The organism is Streptomyces sp. SCPE 10, assembly GCF_051980735.1.
Classification (GTDB): Bacteria; Actinomycetota; Actinomycetes; order Streptomycetales; family Streptomycetaceae; genus Streptomyces; species Streptomyces misionensis.
This window is the reverse complement of the sequence record NZ_CP197069.1, coordinates 2,060,855-2,080,265: the sequence shown is the minus strand read 5'-3', so window position 1 is coordinate 2,080,265 and position 19,411 is coordinate 2,060,855. Positions and strand designations below refer to the sequence as shown.

The 19,411-nt window shown below is 71.5% G+C and carries 19 protein-coding genes and 1 pseudogene; 10 read left to right on the top strand and 10 right to left on the bottom strand.

The window, feature by feature from the left end:
* Positions 1–54: 54 nt before the first annotated feature.
* Together ACSP97_RS09800 and ACSP97_RS09795 are read right to left on the bottom strand one after the other, a co-directional pair.
* Positions 55–609, bottom strand: a complete 555-nt coding sequence (locus ACSP97_RS09800) for a methylated-DNA--[protein]-cysteine S-methyltransferase (protein ID WP_355323314.1) — start codon at positions 607–609, stop codon at positions 55–57.
* Between the two features lie 81 nt (positions 610–690).
* A complete protein-coding gene (locus ACSP97_RS09795) occupies positions 691–1,560 on the bottom strand; it encodes a glycerophosphodiester phosphodiesterase (protein ID WP_440557158.1) in 870 nt (289 codons plus the stop codon).
* Between the two features lie 277 nt (positions 1,561–1,837).
* Between ACSP97_RS09795 and ACSP97_RS09790 the strand changes: the two genes are divergently transcribed.
* From ACSP97_RS09790 to ACSP97_RS09765, 6 genes and pseudogenes are all read left to right on the top strand, one after another.
* On the top strand, positions 1,838–2,704 hold the full coding sequence (locus ACSP97_RS09790) for an MHYT domain-containing protein (RefSeq protein ID WP_355143642.1): 867 nt from the start codon (positions 1,838–1,840) through the stop codon (positions 2,702–2,704).
* Between the two features lie 40 nt (positions 2,705–2,744).
* Positions 2,745–4,886 carry an excinuclease ABC subunit UvrB gene (gene uvrB, locus ACSP97_RS09785; protein ID WP_358273311.1) on the top strand — a complete coding sequence of 714 codons (2,142 nt, stop codon included), beginning with the start codon at positions 2,745–2,747 and terminating at the stop codon, positions 4,884–4,886.
* Positions 4,887–5,043: 157 nt separating this feature from the next.
* Positions 5,044–5,622 (top strand): TerD family protein, encoded by a 579-nt coding sequence (locus ACSP97_RS09780; RefSeq protein WP_355143638.1) that lies wholly within the window; start codon positions 5,044–5,046, stop codon positions 5,620–5,622.
* A gap of 54 nt (positions 5,623–5,676) precedes the next feature.
* Positions 5,677–5,871 (top strand): annotated as a pseudogene (locus tag ACSP97_RS09775) (TerD family protein); the annotation flags it as partial.
* 423 nt (positions 5,872–6,294) lie between these two features.
* Complete coding sequence (locus ACSP97_RS09770; protein ID WP_440557156.1) at positions 6,295–7,293, top strand: TerC family protein; 999 nt, start codon at positions 6,295–6,297, stop codon at positions 7,291–7,293.
* A gap of 136 nt (positions 7,294–7,429) precedes the next feature.
* Complete coding sequence (locus ACSP97_RS09765; protein WP_355323300.1) at positions 7,430–8,530, top strand: calcium:proton antiporter; 1,101 nt, start codon at positions 7,430–7,432, stop codon at positions 8,528–8,530.
* On the opposite strand, the gene ACSP97_RS09760 is transcribed toward ACSP97_RS09765, so the two are convergent.
* A complete protein-coding gene (locus ACSP97_RS09760; RefSeq protein ID WP_355323297.1) occupies positions 8,520–9,113 on the bottom strand; it encodes a TetR/AcrR family transcriptional regulator in 594 nt (197 codons plus the stop codon). The two genes, ACSP97_RS09765 and ACSP97_RS09760, sit on opposite strands and share 11 nt — an antisense overlap.
* A gap of 89 nt (positions 9,114–9,202) precedes the next feature.
* Here ACSP97_RS09760 and ACSP97_RS09755 point away from each other — a divergent pair, with 89 nt between their 5' ends.
* Positions 9,203–10,123: an NADP-dependent oxidoreductase gene (locus tag ACSP97_RS09755; protein ID WP_358273306.1), complete on the top strand. Its 921-nt coding sequence runs from the start codon at positions 9,203–9,205 to the stop codon at positions 10,121–10,123.
* Positions 10,124–10,248: 125 nt separating this feature from the next.
* Here ACSP97_RS09755 and ACSP97_RS09750 read toward each other — a convergent pair whose 3' ends face one another.
* A complete protein-coding gene (locus tag ACSP97_RS09750) occupies positions 10,249–11,553 on the bottom strand; it encodes an MFS transporter (protein WP_355323291.1) in 1,305 nt (434 codons plus the stop codon).
* 175 nt (positions 11,554–11,728) lie between these two features.
* On the opposite strand from ACSP97_RS09750, the gene aroQ reads away from it, so the two are divergent.
* Positions 11,729–12,190 carry a type II 3-dehydroquinate dehydratase gene (gene aroQ / locus ACSP97_RS09745; RefSeq protein WP_355143627.1) on the top strand — a complete coding sequence of 154 codons (462 nt, stop codon included), beginning with the start codon at positions 11,729–11,731 and terminating at the stop codon, positions 12,188–12,190.
* Positions 12,191–12,202: 12 nt separating this feature from the next.
* Here the strand turns inward: aroQ and ACSP97_RS09740 are convergent, their stop codons facing one another.
* The 4 genes from ACSP97_RS09740 to ACSP97_RS09725 form a co-directional block, all read right to left on the bottom strand.
* Positions 12,203–12,931: an amino acid ABC transporter ATP-binding protein gene (locus tag ACSP97_RS09740; RefSeq protein ID WP_355323930.1), complete on the bottom strand. Its 729-nt coding sequence runs from the start codon at positions 12,929–12,931 to the stop codon at positions 12,203–12,205.
* A gap of 20 nt (positions 12,932–12,951) precedes the next feature.
* Positions 12,952–13,863 (bottom strand): amino acid ABC transporter permease, encoded by a 912-nt coding sequence (locus ACSP97_RS09735; RefSeq protein ID WP_440557153.1) that lies wholly within the window; start codon positions 13,861–13,863, stop codon positions 12,952–12,954.
* Positions 13,860–14,744: an ABC transporter substrate-binding protein gene (locus tag ACSP97_RS09730; RefSeq protein WP_382008058.1), complete on the bottom strand. Its 885-nt coding sequence runs from the start codon at positions 14,742–14,744 to the stop codon at positions 13,860–13,862. Before ACSP97_RS09730 ends, ACSP97_RS09735 begins: the two co-directional genes overlap by 4 nt.
* Positions 14,745–15,171: 427 nt before the next feature.
* Entirely contained in the window at positions 15,172–15,552 is a 381-nt protein-coding gene (locus ACSP97_RS09725) for a winged helix-turn-helix transcriptional regulator (RefSeq protein WP_355143621.1), read from the bottom strand.
* Between the two features lie 90 nt (positions 15,553–15,642).
* On the opposite strand from ACSP97_RS09725, the gene ACSP97_RS09720 reads away from it, so the two are divergent.
* The gene (locus tag ACSP97_RS09720) at positions 15,643–16,572 is read left to right on the top strand and encodes an NADP-dependent oxidoreductase (protein WP_440557151.1); all 930 of its coding nucleotides are present in this window, start codon (positions 15,643–15,645) and stop codon (positions 16,570–16,572) included.
* 53 nt (positions 16,573–16,625) lie between these two features.
* On the opposite strand, the gene ACSP97_RS09715 is transcribed toward ACSP97_RS09720, so the two are convergent.
* The gene (locus ACSP97_RS09715) at positions 16,626–17,642 is read right to left on the bottom strand and encodes a DMT family transporter (RefSeq protein WP_440558389.1); all 1,017 of its coding nucleotides are present in this window, start codon (positions 17,640–17,642) and stop codon (positions 16,626–16,628) included.
* A gap of 80 nt (positions 17,643–17,722) precedes the next feature.
* On the opposite strand from ACSP97_RS09715, the gene ACSP97_RS09710 reads away from it, so the two are divergent.
* Positions 17,723–18,628 (top strand): LysR family transcriptional regulator, encoded by a 906-nt coding sequence (locus ACSP97_RS09710; protein ID WP_440557149.1) that lies wholly within the window; start codon positions 17,723–17,725, stop codon positions 18,626–18,628.
* A gap of 120 nt (positions 18,629–18,748) precedes the next feature.
* On the opposite strand, the gene ACSP97_RS09705 is transcribed toward ACSP97_RS09710, so the two are convergent.
* Positions 18,749–19,405 carry an MBL fold metallo-hydrolase gene (locus ACSP97_RS09705; RefSeq protein ID WP_355143615.1) on the bottom strand — a complete coding sequence of 219 codons (657 nt, stop codon included), beginning with the start codon at positions 19,403–19,405 and terminating at the stop codon, positions 18,749–18,751.
* Positions 19,406–19,411 lie beyond the last annotated feature (6 nt).

Sequence of the window (19,411 nt, the reverse complement as noted above, 5' to 3'; positions counted from 1 at the left end):
GCCGAAGACGGCCGAACCAGGCGGCGACCCCGGCCGGATCCGCGCCTCGACCGGTCAGAACAGCGGCTCGGGGAGCACCCCTTCGAGCGCGAGCAGCTTCCGCTTGGTCTCCAGACCGCCCCCGAACCCCCCGATCCCGCCGTCGCTTTCGACCACCCGGTGACACGGCACGACCACCGGCAGCGGATTGGCGCCCATCGCCGCGCCGACCGCCTGCGCCCCGCCGGGCTGCCCGACGCGCCCGGCGAGATCGCCGTACCCCACCACACTGCCGTACGGCACACCGCAGGCCAGCTCCCGCAGCACCTGCCGGTTGAACCCGGAGATCAGCGACCAGTCCAGCGGCAACTCGAAGTCCTGCCGCTCACCCGCGAAGTACGCCCGCAGCTGACGTATCGCCTCCGCCAGCGGCGGCGCGTCCGGATCCGCGACGGGCGCACCGCCGAACCGGGCCGCCAGCCGCTCCAGCGCCCGCTCGCACACGGCGTCGGTGGCGTGGAAGACGACGTTGACCAGCCCGTTCGCGGTCGCCGCCAGCATCAGTGGGCCGATGTCCGTCTCCACGACGGTCCACACGACCCGCTGCCCGTCCTGCCCATGGCTGTCCATGCGCCCACGGTACGACCCACCACTGACAACGCCCGCCACCACGGACAACGCCGGCCCGGCCGGCTCCTCCGCCCGACCGGCTCACCGCCCGCGCAGCGCCGCCCGGACCACGTCGGCCTTGCTGCTGATGATCCCGTCGACGCCGTACCCCGCCACCTTCAGCGCGGTCGCCTTGTCGTCCACCGTCCACGCGTACACCCCGAGCGGCCGGCCGTGCGCCCCGCGGACGCCGTGCACCGCCGAGACATAGGACTTCGACAGCGATCCGTAGGACGGATTGATCAGATCGGCGAAGCGCGCGTACTGCTTGAGCTGCGACACCGGGGGCGCGCCGAGGTAGGCCGTGGTCAGCGCGGGCTTCAGCTCGTGGACGGTGCGCACGCTGTCGGCGCTGAAGCTCTGCACGACCAGCCGCCTGAGGTGCGGGCGGTCCAGCCAGCCGTCGTTGCCGAGGGTCTTCAGGATCTGCCGCTCGATGCCGGGGTACAGCTCGGGGTTCTTGATCTCCAGGAGCAGGTTCTGGTGGTTGTGCTCGACCCGGCGCATGTACTGGTCCAGCGTCGGCACGCGCGTGCCCTTGTAGGCGGGCGAGAACCAGCTGCCCGCGTCCAGGCGGGCGATCTCGGCGGCGGTGAAGTCCTTCACCTTCCAGGGCGCCCGGCCGGGGAAGACCTTCTTCACGTCCGTGGTGCGCTGCAGGCTGTCGTCGTGGACGACGACCAGCTCGCCGTCCTTGGTGCGCTGGACGTCGTTCTCCACCCAGGTGGAGCCCACCCGGGCCGCCTTGTCGATCGAGGGCAGCGTGTTCTCGGGGGCGTAGGCGGGGGCACCCCGGTGACCGATCACCAGGGGCGTGCGCACCTCGCCCGCCCGGGCGTCGGAGGTGGGGTTCACCAGGGCCATCACCGCCAGGACGGCGACGGCCGAAGCGGCGACCACGCGCGCGTGCATGCGTACTCCTCACGTCGAGCGAAAACCGACAGCACCAGACTGACAGCACCGTGGCCATGGCACGCGGACGCACGAAGGCCACACATCACATGAAGACGTCTCCGCGTGCTCACCGGTGCCTCACAACTGGGGCAAGGGCGTGTTTCTTTGTCGGAAAGTCGTTCGACCATTCCGGTGCGGGTCATACTCTCTGCGACACCCCGGCCGCCCGAGCGGTCCCGGGACGGCGCGCGTTTCCGGGAATTCCGGGACAGACGAGGGCGAAGGGCAGCCGCGGATGCAGGGCACGGTCGACGGTTTCGGCTACGGGGCCGTCACCCCGTTGGTGGCCTTTCTGATGGCCTGCCTCGGCGGCGCCCTGGGGCTGCGCTGCATCACCCGGTCCCTGCTGCTCCCGCACTCCCGGCGGCCCGTCTGGCTGGCCCTGGGCGCCGCCGCGCTCGGCTGCGGCATCTGGAGCATGCACTTCATCGCCATGATGGGTTTCAGCATCGAGCGGACACCGGTCCACTACGACCAGCCGATCACCTACGCGAGCCTCGGGCTCGCCGTCGTCATGGTCGGCGTCGGCGTCTTCATCGTCGGCTACCGGGGTGCCACCGGGGGGCCGCTGTTCACCGGCGGCACCGTCACCGGTCTGGGCGTCGCCTCGATGCACTACCTCGGCATGGCCGGAATGCGCTTCCACGGGCAGTTCGTGTACAGCATCCCCATGGTCGTCGCCTCCGTCGTCATAGGGGTCGCCGCCGCGGTGGCCGCCCTGTGGGCCGCCGGCCGCGCCCGCGGGCTGCTGCCGACCCTCGGCGCCAGCCTCCTGATGGGGGCCGCCGTCAGCGGCATGCACTACACGGCGATGGCCGCGCTCAGCGTCCACCTCGACGGCACCGCCGAGACCACCGCCGACGCCCGGACCACCGCCGCGCTCGTGCCCATGCTGATCGGCCCGCTCGTCATGCTGGTCCTCGTGGGCGTCGTCGTGATCCTCGACCCGATGCTCGTGGTGCGCCGCCCCGCCCCGGTGCCCGTCGAGCGCCGGCCGGGCGTCCCGGCCGCCGCCCGGATCCCGCGCACCGCCCCCCACCAGGGACATCACCCGGTCCGCCGCCCCGTGCGGCAGGGCGCCCGCACCCCGCAGAACCGCTGACCGCGACCGGTTGTCAGTGCGGGGTCGTACGGTTGATGGCATGCGGCCCGTTTCCCACATCGAACGCACGGTGGCGCCCATCGAGGTCGTCAGCCCCTACCAGCCCAGCGGCGACCAGCCGACGGCCATCGCCGACCTGGCCAAGCGCATCAAGGCCGGTGAGAAGGACGTCGTCCTGCTGGGCGCGACCGGCACCGGCAAGTCCGCGACCACCGCGTGGATGATCGAGAAGCTCCAGCGCCCCACCCTGGTGATGGCGCCGAACAAGACGCTGGCCGCCCAGCTGGCCAACGAGTTCCGCGAGCTCCTGCCGAACAACGCGGTCGAATACTTCGTCTCGTACTACGACTACTACCAGCCCGAGGCGTACGTCCCGCAGTCGGACACCTACATCGAGAAGGACTCCTCGATCAACGAGGAGGTCGAGCGGCTGCGCCACTCGGCGACGAACTCGCTGCTCACCCGCCGTGACGTCGTCGTGGTGGCCTCGGTGTCCTGCATCTACGGCCTCGGCACCCCCCAGGAGTACGTGGACCGGATGGTCCCCCTCCGCGTCGGCGACGAGATCGACCGGGACGAGCTGCTGCGCCGCTTCGTCGACATCCAGTACACGCGCAACGACATGGCCTTCACCCGCGGCACCTTCCGCGTGCGCGGCGACACCATCGAGATCTTCCCGGTCTACGAGGAGCTGGCCGTCCGCATCGAGATGTTCGGCGACGAGATCGAGGCGCTGTCCACGCTGCACCCGCTCACCGGCGAGATCATCAGCGACGACCAGCAGCTGTACGTCTTCCCCGCCTCCCACTACATCGCCGGCCCCGAACGCATGGAGCGGGCCATCAACGGCATCGAGAAGGAGCTGGGCGAGCGGCTGGCCGAGCTGGAGAAGCAGGGCAAGCTGCTGGAGGCCCAGCGGCTGCGCATGCGCACCACCTACGACATCGAGATGCTCCGCCAGATCGGCACCTGCTCCGGCGTGGAGAACTACTCGATGCACTTCGACGGCCGCTCGCCCGGCTCCCCGCCCAACACCCTGCTCGACTACTTCCCGGACGACTTCCTGCTCGTCATCGACGAGTCGCACGTCACCGTTCCGCAGATCGGCGCGATGTACGAGGGCGACGCCTCCCGCAAGCGCACCCTGGTGGAGCACGGCTTCCGCCTGCCCTCCGCCCTGGACAACCGGCCCCTGAAGTGGGAGGAGTTCCAGGAGCGGATCGGGCAGACCGTCTACCTGTCGGCCACCCCGGGCGCCTACGAGCTGTCGCGCTCCGACGGCGTGGTCGAGCAGATCATCCGCCCGACCGGCCTGGTCGACCCGGAGGTCGTGGTCAAGCCCACCGAGGGCCAGATCGACGACCTGGTGCACGAGATCCGCAAGCGCACCGAGAAGGACGAGCGCGTCCTGGTCACCACACTCACCAAGAAGATGGCCGAGGACCTCACCGACTACTTCCTGGAGCTCGGCATCCAGGTGCGCTACCTGCACAGCGACGTCGACACCCTGCGTCGGGTCGAGCTGCTGCGCGAACTGCGCTCCGGCGACTACGACGTCCTGGTCGGCATCAACCTGCTGCGCGAGGGCCTCGACCTGCCCGAGGTGTCCCTGGTGGCCATCCTCGACGCGGACAAGGAGGGCTTCCTGCGCTCCGGCACCTCGCTGATCCAGACCATCGGCCGCGCGGCGCGCAACGTCTCCGGCCAGGTCCATATGTACGCCGACAAGATCACCCCGGCGATGGAGAAGGCCATCGAGGAGACCAACCGCCGGCGGGAGAAGCAGATCGCCTACAACAAGGCCAAGGGCATCGACCCGCAGCCGCTGCGCAAGAAGATCAACGACATCGTCGCGCAGATCGCCCGCGAGGAGGTCGACACCGAGCAGCTCCTCGGCAGCGGCTACCGCAAGTCGAAGGACGGCAAGGGCGCCAAGACCCCCGTCCCGACGGCGGACAAGCCCGGCAAGGGCGCCAAGGGCAAGGCGGCGAAGGGCAAGGCCGCGGCCACGGTGCCCACCGACCGTCCGGCGGCCGAACTGGCCGAGCAGATCGAGGAGATGACCGAGCGGATGCGCGCCGCCGCCGCGGAGCTCCAGTTCGAGATCGCGGCCCGGCTGCGCGACGAGGTCTCCGAGATGAAGAAGGAGCTGCGGCAGATGCGGGAGGCGGGCCTCGCCTGACCCGGGCACACCGCCGGACCCCGGCGTACGCGCGCAGTGTTGCAACACCGACACAAAGCGCGGGCCGGGGTTCGGCGCCCTCGGCGCCCCTGCGTAGGGTTTTGGTCAGCCGCGCGGTACGGCGGCCAACAGGGGACCTTCGAGAGGGGATTCAGCCGTGTCCGTCAACTTGAGCAAGGGTCAGGCCATCAGCCTGGAGAAGAACGACGGGGGCTCCCTCACCGCGGTCCGCATGGGCCTGGGCTGGCAGGCGGCGAAGCGGCGGGGCCTGTTCGGCTCGCGCACCAAGGAGATCGACCTGGACGCCTCCGCGGTGCTGTTCGCCGAGAAGAAGCCGGTCGACGTCGTGTTCTTCCGGCACCTGGTGAGCGACGACGGCTCGGTGCGCCACACCGGCGACAACCTGGTGGGCGGCGCCGGCCAGGGCGGCGACGACGAGGCGATCCTCGTGGACCTGGAGCGCGTCCCGGTCCACATCGACCAGATCGTCTTCACCGTGAACTCCTTCACCGGTCAGACCTTCCAGGAGGTGCAGAACGCTTTCTGCCGTCTGGTGGACGAGACCAACGGCCAGGAACTCGCCCGCTACACGCTCGCGGGCGGAGGCGAGTACACCGCCCAGATCATGGCCAAGGTGCACCGGGTCGGCTCGGGCTGGACGATGACCGCCCTCGGCACCTCCGCCAACGGGCGCACCTTCCAGGACCTGATGCCGGCGATCCTGCCGCACCTGTGACCCCGGGCCCCCGGGGCGGGGCACGGACGACGGCACGACACGGGGGCGACGGGGATGACGGCCGAGCTGGTGCGGGGGCAGAACCACCCGCCGGCCCACCTCCGGCTGGAGCTCCGGATCTCGGCCGGGACGCCGGTCGTGGCCGGGGTCACCCCGGGTGACGAGAACGGCACGGTACGCGGCTCCCCGTGGGGCGTCCACCCGGGCGTGCCCGCACTGCCCGGCATCGAGGTCTCCCGGCGGGCCGCGCGGACGCCGTCGACCACGGCCTCGTGCCGGACCCGCCGTGGCGCTCGCTGACACGGCTCACCCCGGTCCCCGACGACCACGTCGTCGATCCCTGGGTGGGCCATGCCTGGACCTGTGAGCCCGCGCCGGTCCCGGTCGCAGACGGGTTCTGGACCGCGTGCTCGGCGGGGTGGCCACCACTCGGTTCAAGGGAAAGTAAAGCTAACGTGATCAGCGGTTTTGGTTTTTCCTTTGCCATTCTCTTTACCGTTGCTTGGTGATTGGGGTACTGTCTTCCGTACGGAGGGGAGTACTCCCTGACTGCGGCGCACCCGTCAGTACGGACCGTTTCCGGTCCCGGGGCGTCGGCCCCGCGCGGGCGGAAGAGACCTCCGGCAGTGACAACGCATATGTGCTTGCCATCTCGACATGCCGGAGGTTGCCGTGGAAGTCTCAACGACCCTGTGGGTCCTGACCGTCCTGGGTCTGGCCGCACTGATCGGAATCGACTTCCTCGTCGGGCGAAAGCCCCATGAGGTGTCGATCAGAGAAGCCGGTGTCTGGACCGTCGTCTGGATCGCCCTGGCCGCACTCTTCGGTGTCGGTCTCCTCCTCTTCGGCGGCGGGCGCCCGGCCGGCGAGTTCTTCGCCGGCTACATCACCGAAAAGTCGCTCAGCGTCGACAACCTCTTCGTCTTCGTCCTGATCATGACGAAGTTCGCGGTACCCACCCTGTACCAGCGGCGCGTCCTGCTCGTCGGCGTCCTCATAGCCCTGGTGCTGCGCACCGTGTTCATCGCCGCCGGAGCCGCCATCGTCGCCAGCTTCTCCTGGGTGTTCTTCCTCTTCGGCGCCTTCCTGGTATGGACCGCCTGGAAGCTCGTCCAGGAGGCCCGCGCCGACCACACGGAGGACGAGTTCGAGGAGAACAAGCTGCTGAAGGCCGCGGAGCGCAGGTTCGGCGTGGCCGACCGCTACCACGGCACCAAGCTGTGGGTCCGGCAGAACGGCAAGCGGATCATGACCCCGATGCTGGTCGTGATGCTCGCCATCGGCACCACGGACGTGCTGTTCGCCCTGGACTCGATCCCCGCGATCTTCGGCCTGACCCAGGACCCGTACATCGTCTTCACCGCCAACGCCTTCGCGCTGATGGGCCTGCGCCAGCTGTACTTCCTCCTCGGCGGCCTGCTGAAGAAGCTGGTCCACCTCTCGTACGGCCTGTCGGTCATCCTCGGTTTCATCGGCGTGAAGCTGGTGCTCCACGCGCTGCACGAGTCGGGCGTCCCGGCTCCCCAGATCAGCATCCCGGTGTCCCTCGGGGTGATCTGCGGCGTCCTGGCCGTCACCACGTTCACCAGCCTCATGGCCTCCCGGAAGCAGGCCGCCGCGGCGGCCTGCGCGGACGCCGAGGGCGAGCGGAAGCACGCCGTGGACGCCTGACCGCGGCGCCGCGCACAAGATCCGGAACGAACACGCGGGGGCCGGCCGAAGCGACGCCGGGCCCCGCAGGGAAAGGTACGGAAGCATCCAGAAGGAACGGAATGCGAATCATGTAGCCGTCTGCGACGATCGCGGCATGATCAGTTGGCTGAGATCACTCGCCCGGCGATGGACCATCCCCGTGCCGGTGATCGCGATCGTCCTGCTGGTCCTGACCTGGCACCGGGCCATGCCCGCCCCGGTCATCGCCCTGGTGACGGTCGTACTCGCCGGGTCCGTTCTCGCGGCGGTGCACCACGCGGAGGTGGTCGCCCACCGGATCGGCGAACCCTTCGGTTCCCTGGTGCTGGCCATCGCCGTCACCGTCATCGAGGTGGCCCTCATCGTCACGCTGATGGTCGACGGCGGCGACAAGAGTTCCACCCTGGCCAGGGATACCGTGTTCGCCGCGGTGATGATCACCTGCAACGGCATCGTCGGCATCTGCCTGCTCGTCGGCTCGCTGCGGCACGGCACGGCGGTCTTCAATCCCGAGGGCACCGGCGCCGCCCTGGCGACGGTGGCGACCCTGGCCACGCTGAGCCTGGTGCTGCCCACCTTCACCACCAGCAAGCCCGGCCCCCAGTTCTCCTCGCTGCAACTGACGTTCGCCGCGCTGTCCTCGCTGATCCTCTACGCCCTGTTCGTGACCACCCAGACGGTGCGCCACCGGGACTACTTCCTGCCCATCACCCGGGAGGGCGAGGTCATCAGCACCGAGGAGCACGCGAGCCCCCCGTCCAAGCGCACCGCGCTGATCAGCCTCGGCCTGCTCGGCCTGGCCCTGATCGGCGTCGTCGGCCTGGCCAAGGGCGTGTCGCCCACGATCGAGGCGGGGGTGGCGGCGGTGGGCCTGCGCCAGGCCGTCGTCGGCGTGGTCATCGCCCTGCTCGTGCTGCTCCCCGAGACGATCGCCGCACTGCGCGCCGCGCGCCGGGACCGGGTACAGACCAGCATGAACCTCGCACTCGGCTCGTCGATGGCCAGCATCGGCCTGACCATACCGGCCGTGGCGCTCGCCTCGCTGTGGCTGCCGGGACCGCTCATCCTCGGCCTCGAACCCGTCCACATGCTGCTGCTCGCACTGACGGTGGTGGTCGCCTCCCTCACCGTGGTACCGGGCCGGGCCACCCCCTTGCAGGGCGGCGTCCACCTCGTGCTCTTCGCGGCCTATCTGGAACTGGCGATCAACCCTTAGGGCGAGGCTCCTGCCGGGCGGGGACGCCGTCGGCGGCGACGGCGAGCAGATCCGCCGCGCTGGTCGACAGCAAACCGGCGAAGTCGGCCTGCTCGTCGGCCATCCACCGTTCGGTGGTCAGGCGGAGCACCGCCATGCCGACTTCGGTGGCCAGCCGCGCCGTCTGCCGGTCGCAGCCGCGGTGCAGCAGGGCGGCGGTGAGGGCGTCAGCCAGGGACGCCAGCTTGATCAGTTCCCGTTCCTGCAACGGCGGATTGGCCGCGATGACCGCCGACCGCTCCCGCAGGAACTCACGGGGACGGAACACCTCCGGCGCGGTGGCGAACGCGGTCAGCAGCGTCGCCAGCGCACCGGCCCGCGCGGGAACGGCGTCGATCGCGGAGACGAGCCGCTGCTCCAGTTCCTCGCTGCCGCCGAACAGCACCTCACGCTTGTCGGCGAACCACCGGTAGAACGACCGCTCGGTGAGGTTCGCGCGCTGCGCGATCTGCGCGATCGTCGTGCGGTCGTAGCCCTGCTCCGTGAACAGATCGAGCGCCGCTCGTTCCAGCCGGCCGCGAGCGTTGCCTTCCCATCGTGCCATCCCGCGAGTATAGCGACAGCAGGTGCTGTCATCACTCTGCTAGCGTGAGTGATGACAGCACCTGCTGTCACAGTCATCAAGGAGGCTCTATGCGCACCCTTCGCTTCCACGAGTACGGGGCACCGCTCGACGTCCTGCGGCTCGAAGACGCCGAACCACCCGACCCGGGGCCGGGCCAGATCCGCGTCGCCGTCCAGACCTGCGGGCTGACCCCGGCGGACTGGGCGCTGTGCGGCGGACTCTTCGCCGGTGAGCTGCCGCGCGGTATCGGGCTCGAGGTGTCCGGCACGGTCGACGCGGTCGGTGACGGGGTGACCGGGGTCGGGCTCGGGGACCCGGTGTTCGGCCCGGCGCCCTACACGGGAGCGACCGCCGGCGCGTCCGAGCAAGCCCTCCTCGACCTCTGGTTCCCGCGTCCGCCGGGACTCGACCCGGTCGACGCCGCCGCGCTGCCGATGGCGGTCGAGACGGCCTACCGAGGTCTGGACGAAATCGGCGTCCGTGACGGCACCACCGTGCTCGTGCACGGCGCCGGCTCCACCGTCGGGTACGCCGCGGTGCAGATCGCGCTCCGGCGCGGGGCACGGGTCGTCGCCACCGCGGGCGAGACGTACGCCGACGCCCTGCGTGCCATGGGCGCCGACGTCACCGGCTACGGCGACGGCATGGCCGAGCGTGTGACGGCACTCGTGGGCGGACCGGTCGATCTCGCCCTCGACGCGGCACCGGTCGGCAACGCGCTGCCGGAGCTCGTGCGCACCGTCAAGGCGCCGGAACACGTGCTGACCCTCAGCGACTTCGCCGCGGCCGAGCAACTGGGCGTGCGCGTCAGCTTCGGCACCGGCACCACCCAGCGCTACGACGTGCTCGGCGCACACGCGGAACTGGCGTCCGAGGGCCGCTTCTCGGTTCCGGTGGCCCGTACGTTCCCGCTGGAGGACTGGCGTGCCGCGGTGGAGCTGAGCCAGTCGGGGCACGCGCGGGGCAAGCTCGTCCTGCGGATCGGCTAGAGCCGTGTGACCGCTTGTCCGTTCGTTTCCAAGCCGCCCCGGCCGCGGGGTCTGCACGGCCCCGCGGCCGGTATCGGCACCGCGGTCCCGGCCCGGCCGCCCGACGACGCCGCAGCCGCGTCGGCTCAGCCCGTGGTGACGGGCTCCACCGCGGGCACTTGCGAGGGCCGGGTCTCTGGAAGCAGCGCGAAGCACCCCATGCTGAACAGCGCCATGACGGTCAGATACACGCCCACACCCCACGGAACGCGCCCGCTGCCCTGGGCCAGCGCGGTGGCCACGACCGGGGTGAGCGCGCCGCCGATGATCCCGCCGAGGTTGTAGCCCACCGAGGCGCCCGTGCAGCGCACCCGCGCCTCGAACAGCTCCGGCAGATAGGCGGAGATCACCGCGAACACGGTGACGAAGGCGAGCAGCGCGCCCAGGATGCCGAAGAACATCAGCAGCGGCTCGCCGGTCGCCAGCAGCGCCACCATGGGCAGCATCCACAGCGCGCAGAGCGCACACCCGGTCAGGCACATCGGCCGGCGCCCGCAGCGGTCGCCGAGGAGCGCCGCCGCCGGGACGAGGGGGGCCTGCACGACGACCGCGGCCATGACGCAGGTCAGCATGACCGTGCGGCTCATGCCGAGCCGTTCCGTGGCGTACGACAGCGACCAGGTCGTCACCGTGTAGAACACCGCGTACCCGGCGGCCATCGCCCCCGCCGCCAGCAGCACCAGCCGCCCGTGGCGCCGTACGACCTCCACCAGCGGCATGCGCACCGGGGCGTCGATCTCCAGGAACCGGGGGCTCTCGGCCAGCGACGCGCGCAGCCACAGCCCCGCCAGCGCGGGCACGGCGGCCACCCAGAACGGCACCCGCCAGCCCCACTGCGCGAACTGCGCGTCCGACAGCCCGGCGGACAGCGCCACCATGACGCCGTTGGCGAGCAGAAAGCCGATCGCGGGGCCGGCCTGCGGGAAACTCGACCACAGGGTGCGCCGCTCGGCCGGCGCGTGCTCCACGGTCAGCAGCACGGCCCCCCACTCGCCGCCGAGCCCCAGCCCCTGCACGAACCGCAGCAGGAGCAGCAGCACGGGCGCGGCCACGCCGATCGAGGCGTACGAGGGCACACAGCCCACCGCGATCGTGGAGCCCCCGGTGAGCAGCAGCGAGGCGACGAGCACCGGCCGCCGGCCGCGCCGGTCGCCCAGGTGCCCGAACAGCACCGAGCCCAGCGGTCTGGCCACGAAGCCCACACCGAAGGTCGCGAACGCCGCGAGCGTCCCGGCGAGCGGCGAGAAGGACGGGAAGAACAGCCGCCCCAGGACCAGCGCCGCCGCGGTCCCGTAGGCGAAGAAGTCGTAGAACTCGACCGCGGCCCCGGCGAGGGAGGCGGCGGCGAGGCGGGGCAGGGAGGCCGAGGCGACCGGACGTACGTCGTGCATGGTGCGTCAACTACCCACCGTGATCAGGGGTTACGGGGGCGTGTGGGGGTGCCGGGGTGACCGCAGCGCGCGCCCGGGGCGAGAGGGCACAGGGCGGGGGTGCGCGCCGGGGCCGTGATAGACCGGGGGCGAGCGGCGGTCGCAGTCGTACCGCCTCGGAACGACCGGAGGAACCGTGCCCCGCACCCTGGCCAACGCCCCGATCATGATCCTCAACGGGCCCAATCTGAACCTGCTCGGCCAGCGCCAGCCCGAGATCTACGGCAGGGAGACCCTCGCGGACGTCGAGGCGCTGTGCGTCAAGGCGGCCGCCGCGCACGGCGGTTCGATCGACTTCAGGCAGTCCAACCACGAGGGCGAACTGGTCGACTGGATCCACGAGGCACGCCTGGACCACTGCGGGATCGTCATCAACCCCGGCGCCTACTCCCACACCTCGGTCGCGATCCTGGACGCGCTCAACACCTGCGACGGGATGCCCGTCATCGAGGTGCACATCTCCAACATCCACCAGCGCGAGACGTTCCGGCACCACTCCTACGTCTCCCTGCGCGCCGACGGCGTGATCGCCGGGTGCGGCGTGCAGGGCTACGCGTTCGGCGTCGAGCGCGTCGCGACGCTGCTGGCCGCCGCGTAGCCCGCGTGCCGCCTACAGGCGGCCCGCCTCGACGACCCGCCGCAGAAAGCGCCGGGTGCGCTCCTCGCGCGGCTCCCCGAACACCTGCTCGGCGGTGCCGCGCTCCAGCACCACCCCGCCGTCCAGAAAGCAGACCTGGTCCGCGACATCGCGCGCGAAGCCCATCTCATGGGTGGCCAGCACCATGGTCATGCCCTCGTCCTTCAGGCCCCGGACCACCTCCAGCACCTCGCCCACCAGTTCGGGGTCGAGGGCGGCCGTGATCTCGTCCAGCAGCAACAGGCGGGGCCGCACGGCGAGCGCCCTGACGATCGCCACCCGCTGCTGCTGGCCACCGCTGAGCCGGTCCGGGTAGGCGTCCGCCTTGCCGGCGAGCCCCAGACGCTCCAGCAGCTCCCTGGCCCGCTCCTCGGCCGCCGCACGGGAGACGCCGTGCACCCGGCGCGGGGCGAGCGTGATGTTGTCCAGCACGCTCATGTGCGGGAAGAGGTTGTACGCCTGGAAGACCACGCCGATCCGGCGCCGGACCGCGTCCTGGTCGGCCCGGGGATCGGTGATCTCCTCGCCGTCCAGCCAGATCGCGCCGTCGTCGATCTCCTCCAGGAGGTTGGCGCACCGCAGCAGCGTGGACTTGCCGGACCCGGAGGCGCCGATCAACGCGGTCACGGTGTGCGGGGCCACCTCCAGGTCGACGTCCCGCAGCACCACCGAACCGCCGAACGTCTTGCGGACCGACTCCATGCGCAGCACAGGCGCGTCGCTCACAGGGCTCCTCCCTGGTCCCGCCGCCGGTCCAGCCGGGCGGTCACCCAGTCCGTGAAGCGCGTCATCGGAATGGTCAGCGCCACGAACACCAGTCCCGCCACGATGTACGGCGTGTAGTTCAGACTGCGGCCCACGATGATGTCGGCCGCCCGTACGGCGTCCACCGCACCGCCGATCGACACCAGGCCGGTGTCCTTCTGCAACGACACCAGGTCGTTGAGCAGCGGCGGCACCTGCCGGCGCACCGCCTGGGGCAGCACGACGTACCGCAATGCCTGGCGGTTGGTCAGGCCCAGCGAGCGTGCCGCCGCGCGCTGTGAGGGGTGGACCGACTCGATGCCGGCCCGGAACACCTCGGCGACGTACGCGGAGTACGTCAGCGTCAGGGCCGTGCCCCCGAGCAGTACCGGATCGACCGTCACCCCCTGGAGCCGCAGCGCGGGCACGCCCAGGACCACGATCATCAGGTTGATGATCAGCGGCAGTCCGCGGAAGAAGTCGGTGTACGCCGCGGCGAGCACCCGCAGCGGGAAGAACACCGGGAGGCGCAGGGTCCGCGCGATCGCGATCAGCATGCCGAGGACCAGCACGGCGACGCCGCAGACCACCAGCAGCCGGATGTTCAGCCACAGCCCTTCGAGCACCTTGGGCAGCGCCTCGCGCGCGTAACCGGCGCTGAAGAACGTCTCCTTGGTGCGCGGCCAGCCCGGCGCGTGGACCACGACCAGGTAGAGCACGGCGGCCGTGACGAGGGTCGACAGCGCGGCCACGGCCGTCGCGCGGCGAGCCCGCGCCCGCTTGTGGCGCTCGCGCTCCAGGCGCCGCTCGGAGGGCACGTAGCCGTCGCCGGGCACGGCCGCCGCACCGTCCGCTCCCTCCGGGACCGACTCGCCCTTGGTGACGGTCACTTGAGCACCGGGGCGCCGACGGCGTCGGACAGCCACCGCTGGTCGAGCCGCGCCAGCGTGCCGTCCTTGCGCAGCGCGTCGACGGCACGGCTCACACAGGGGGTCAGCGCGCTGCCCTTGTCGAGCACCAGCCCGAACTGCTCGGGAGCGCTGCCCCGGTTCTCGAACTGGCCGACGATCTTCGCGTTCGTCACCTCGGCCGACGTGATGTAGAACGCGGTCGGCAGGTCGGTGACGACGGCGTCGACCTGGCCGTTACGCAGTGCCGACTTGGCCTGGTCGTTCTTGGCGTAGACGGCGGGCTGCCGGTCGGGCTTCACCACGTCGGTGATGTAGTCGAGGCTCGTGCTGCCCACCTGGGCGCCCAGGCGCAGGCCGCGCAGGTCCGCGATGCCGGTCGCCTTGGCGGCCTTGCCGCCCTTGAGCGCGATGACGGCCTGGCGCACGTCGTAGTAACCGGAGGAGAAGTCGACGGCCTTCTTGCGCTCGGCGCTGATGGAGACCTGGTTGATGTCGAAGTCGAAGGTCTTCACGCCGGGCGCGAACGCCTTGTTGAAGGGCACCCGCTGCCAGACCACCGCGTCCTTGCCGTACCCGAGTCGCTTCGCCACGGCGTAGGCGACCGCCGACTCGAAGCCCTTGCCGCTCGCGGGGTCGTCGTTCTGGAACCAGGGCTCGTAGGCGGGTTGGTCCGTCGCGATCGTCAGCTTCCCGGGCGTCTTGGTGGCCGCCTTGCCCGTGGCGCACCCGGCGCCGGCCGAACCGGTCGGGCCGGCCGAGGACGTGGCCTCGGGCTGCGGGGCACAGCCGACGGCGGTGGCGAGCAGGGCGAGGGTGACGGCCGCTGCCGCGCGGCGCACTGTGCGAGGAGCGAGATGCATGGCGGGAGAGTGGCAGCCAACTCGGCGATTGTCGAGGTCACGACCACGTGTGTCCGCATAGTGGGAGCGGGTGTTGCCGCCGTGTGAACGGGGACCGGGGACCACGGGGTCCGCGGACACCCGGGCCCGGGCCGCCGGCCGAGGGCGGGATGGGAAGACCGGCGGCCCTTCCGCTCAGGAGCCGTCATCCTGTGCGGCTGCTACCAGTTGACCGCGCGGGGCCGCCCCGGGGGAGCGCGCGCGTGCGCCGGGCGCGCGCGAAACGTTCACACGGGGCGCGCGCAATGGCATTCACGCCGAGCGTGTGTGCCGGTCGTACGCCGGGCGCGTGGTAAGCCCCGGTGTCGGCGCGCTCCTTCGGCATGCCATGGCGAGGGGCGGCCGCCCAGGCAAGCGCCGACGTGGAGGCCCCGCCGGCGACACCCGATCAGTCACCATGGGCGACCGGCTCGGGGGCGGCGTCGAGCGCGTCGAGGACCGCGTCGCCGTTCGCCCTCGCCCACTCGGTCAGCGTGTGGATCGGATCGATCAGCGTCGCACCCAGCGGGGTCAGCTCGTACTCGACACGGCGCGGCGCCTCGGCGCGGGCGTGACGGCGGACGAGCCCGTGCGCCTCCAGCCGTCGAAGCGTCTGGGTGAGCACCTTGCGGGAGATGCCACCGATCAGCCCGATCAGCTCGCCATGGCGCACCGGGCCCTCACTGAGGCCGTAGAGCACGACCACCGTCCACTTGTCGGCGATCAGATCGACCGCCAGGCGCGCCGGGCAGTCGGCGAGGAAGGAATCACCGGGACGGAAACCGCTCATGCGCCCAAGGTACCCGCGCCGCGGTTACCTGCTGGTTCCCATCGGATTCCTAGCGTGGGTCCTCTCCCCTCCGCCAAAACCAGGAGAGTCATGCGAGTCGTCACCCAGTACACACTCGGCGGTCCCGAAGTCCTCACCATCGTGGACGCGCCCGAACCCCGCCCCCTCCCGGGCGAGGTCCTCGTCCGCGTCAGGGCGATCGGGCTGAACCCCCTGGAAGCGCGCCTGCGCGCCGGCGAGTTCCCGCTGCTCGGCCGGCCGCCGTTCGTTCTCGGCTGGGACATCAGCGGCGTGGTCGAGGAGGCACCGGGGACGTGGCGGTTCAGGCCAGGCGACGAGGTGTTCGGGATGCCGCTGTTCCCGCGGGCGGCGCGGGCGTACGCCGAGGTCGTGTCGGCGCCGGCCTTGCACCTGACGCGCAAGCCGGCGTCGCTCTCGCACGTCGAGGCGTCGGCGCTGCCGGTCGTCGGGCTGACGGCGTGGCAGGGCCTCGTGGACCTCGGCGGCGTGACCGAGGGCGACCGCGTCCTGGTCCACGGCGGTGGCGGCGGGGTCGGCCACGTGGCGGTCCAGATCGCCAAGGCGCTCGGCGCGTACGTGATCGCGACCGCCGGCGGGCGGAAGCGCGAGTTCGTCGAGGAGTTGGGCGCCGACGAGGTGATCGACCACACGGCGGTCAACTTCACCGAGGCGGTCCGCGACGTCGACGTCGTGCTCGACACGATCGGCGGCGACACGGCCGAACGGTCGCTCGACGTGCTCCGCCCGGGCGGTCACCTGGTGACGGCGGTCGCCGAGGAGGACCTCGCGCTCGCCGCCAGGTACGAGGCGGCCGGCATGCGCTTCAGCGGCATCGCGGTCGACCCCGATCCGGTCGCCCTGCGGGGTCTCGTCGGTCTCGTCGAACAGGGCAGGCTCCGGGTCCATGTGCAGCGGACCTTCCCGTTCGAGCGCGTCGCCGACGCACACCGGCTGCTCGACGCCGGTCACCTTCAGGGCAAGCTCGTCCTCACCGTCTGATCCCGTCCGCGGGGCCTCGCGCGAGCGGGGCCCCACCAGGGCGTCCGGTCCGCCTACGCGGCACCCTCGCGGGTCCGGCCGCCCCGGAGTTCCCGGCGCCACGCGCGCGGGCGCCCCGCCGGCCTTCTCCCCGCGTGGACGTCACCGTCCTCACCTGGGCCTGTGCCGTCCGCTCTCCCGGTTCCCGCCGTGCTGGTGCGGTGGGTGCGTTCGATGGTCTGGCCCCAGTAGGTTCCGGAGACCATGAGCACGGCGCCGAGAACGGCCCAGGGCGTGAGCCGTTCGCCGCCGACGCCGATCCCGACGGCGGCGGCCCAGATCGGCTCGGTGCCCAGCAGCAGGCTGGCCCGGCTGGCCGAGGTGCCCTGCACGGCCCAGGTCTGGGCGAGGAAGGCGAACACGCTGCAGAACAGGGCGAGATAGATCAGCTGGGCCCAGGTGGTGGCACCGCTGTGGACCAGGTCGGGCAGCCGGGTGGCGGCGGGCGGCAGGAACAGCGCCGAACCGACGACGGTCTGGATGGTCGTCAGGTGCAGCGGGTCCATGGGACGGCCCGCGGTGAGCCGTCCGACGAGAGCGACGTGCCCGGCCCGGACGACCGCGGCGGCGAGCACCAGCACGTCTCCGAGCCGCGGGGCGTGCAGCCCGGTACCGGAGGCGAGCAGGCCGACGGCCACCGCGCAGAGTCCGGCGGCGAGGAAGAACGTCCACGGCAGCCGGCGGTTTCCGGTGCGGTCCAGCAGGGGGGTCAGCACGATGGTCAGGCTGATGATCAGCCCGGCGTTCGCGGCACTGGTGTGCGCCACCCCGTAGGTCTCCAGCACGAGCACGGCCGCCTGGGTCACTCCCAGCAGCGAGCCCGCGCGGACCTCCGCGCGGGTCCAGTGGTGCCTTCGGCGGCGGGACGCGACCAGGAGGGCCCCGCACGCGAGCGCGGAGATCGCGTAGCGGGCGAACAGGACCGCCAGGACCGGGAGCGCGACGGTGGCGGTCTTGGCCGCGAGATAGCTGGAGCCCCAGACCAGCGCGACCAGGAGGAGTACCGCGTCCGTGCGGCGGGCGATGTGCATACCCACACGCTGCCCCACCACCACATTGAAGGCCAGAACCAATTTCTAAAACGAAGGTGTAGCAGCTCTACACTGTCGACGTGGACGAACGGCAGCTGCGCATCCTGCGCGAACTGGGCGACCTGGGCAGCGTCAGCGCGGTCGCCGAGGCACTGCACGTGACGCCTTCCGCGATCTCGCAGCAACTGCGGCTGCTGCAGCGTTCGATCCCCGTTCCGCTCACCGAACGCGCCGGACGCCGCGTGGTCCTGACCGACGCCGGACAGGCCCTGGCCGCGGCGGCCGTCAAGGTCGAGACCGCCCTGGCCGAGGCCCGGAACACCGTCACCGACTTCGCCGGGCAACCCGACGGCGAGGTGTCGGTGGCCGCGTTCCACAGCGCGGCGTCCGCGTTCTTCCCGGTCCTGCTGCGCGGCCTCGCCGGCCCCGGTCTGCCCCGCCTGGCGCTCGGCGACGAGGACGTCGCCCAGGACCGCTTCCCGGCCCTCACCCGGCACTACGACCTGGTCATCGCCCACCGCCTCGACCACGGTCCGCCGTGGCCGCGCGGCGTGACGTCCACGACATTGCTGCGCGAGCCCCTCGACGTCGCCCTGCCGGCCGGCCACCCGCTGGCGTCCAAGGCGCCGCTGACGCCGGGGGACGTGGCGGACCAGCCGTGGATCACGGTGCACGACGGCTTCCCGCTGATGTCGACCATCGAAGCCATCGCGAGCGTCGCCAACCGCAGGCCCGAGATCGTCCATCGCATCAACGACTTCGCCGTGGCCGCCGAGGTCGTCGCCGCGGGCGGCGGCCTCGCGCTGATGCCCCGGTGGACCGCCCGGCCGCACCCCGACGTCGTCCTCAGGCCGCTCGGCGGAGTACATGCCCGGCGCCACATCGACGTCCTGCACCGGCCCGAGCGCACCGCCCGACGGGCCGTCCGGACGGTCCTCGCCGAGTTGCACCGCGCCGCCGCACGGATCCAGGCCCGGGACCACTGAGCGACCCGCCACCGGTCCCGGGGCGCGCGCTCGCCCGCCGTGGCCGACCGGCTCGGCGACGAGGGCCCCGCGGCCGAAGCCGGGGGCCCTCGCGAAAGATCCGGTGTCGTCGCCGACCGGTCACCAGCCCCGCGCGCGCCACTCCGCGAGGTGGGGCCGCTCGTCGCCGAGCGTGGTGTCGTTGCCGTGCCCGGGGTAGACCCAGGTCTCGTCCGGCAGCATGTCGAAGATCTTCGTCTCCACGTCGTGGATCAGGCTGGCGAACGCCTCCGGGTCCTTGAACGTGTTGCCGACGCCGCCGGGGAAGAGGCAGTCGCCGGTGAAGACGTGCGGGTGGCCGTGCGGGTCGTCGTAGACCAGGGCGATGGAACCCGGGGTGTGGCCCACCAGGTGGCGCGCGGTGAGTTCCACTCGGCCCACCCGGATCACGTCCCCGTCGTCCACGAGCACATCGGTGGGGACCGGGATGCCGGGCGCGTCCTCGCGGCCGGCGTGGGTGCGCGCGCCGGTCGCGGCGACGACCTCGGCGAGCGCCTGCCAGTGGTCGCCGTGCCGGTGCGTGGTGACGACGGACGCGATGCCGTCGTCACCGATCATGCCCAGGAGCGTGTGCGCCTCGTTCGCGGCGTCGATCAGGAGCTGCTCGTCGGTGGCCCGGCAGCGCAGCAGATAGGCGTTGTTGTCCATCGGGCCGACCGCGATCTTGGTGATCATCAGGTCCTTGAGCTCGTGAACGTCAGCCGGTCCGCCGACCCTGACCTCTCCCGTGTACGTCATGTCGAT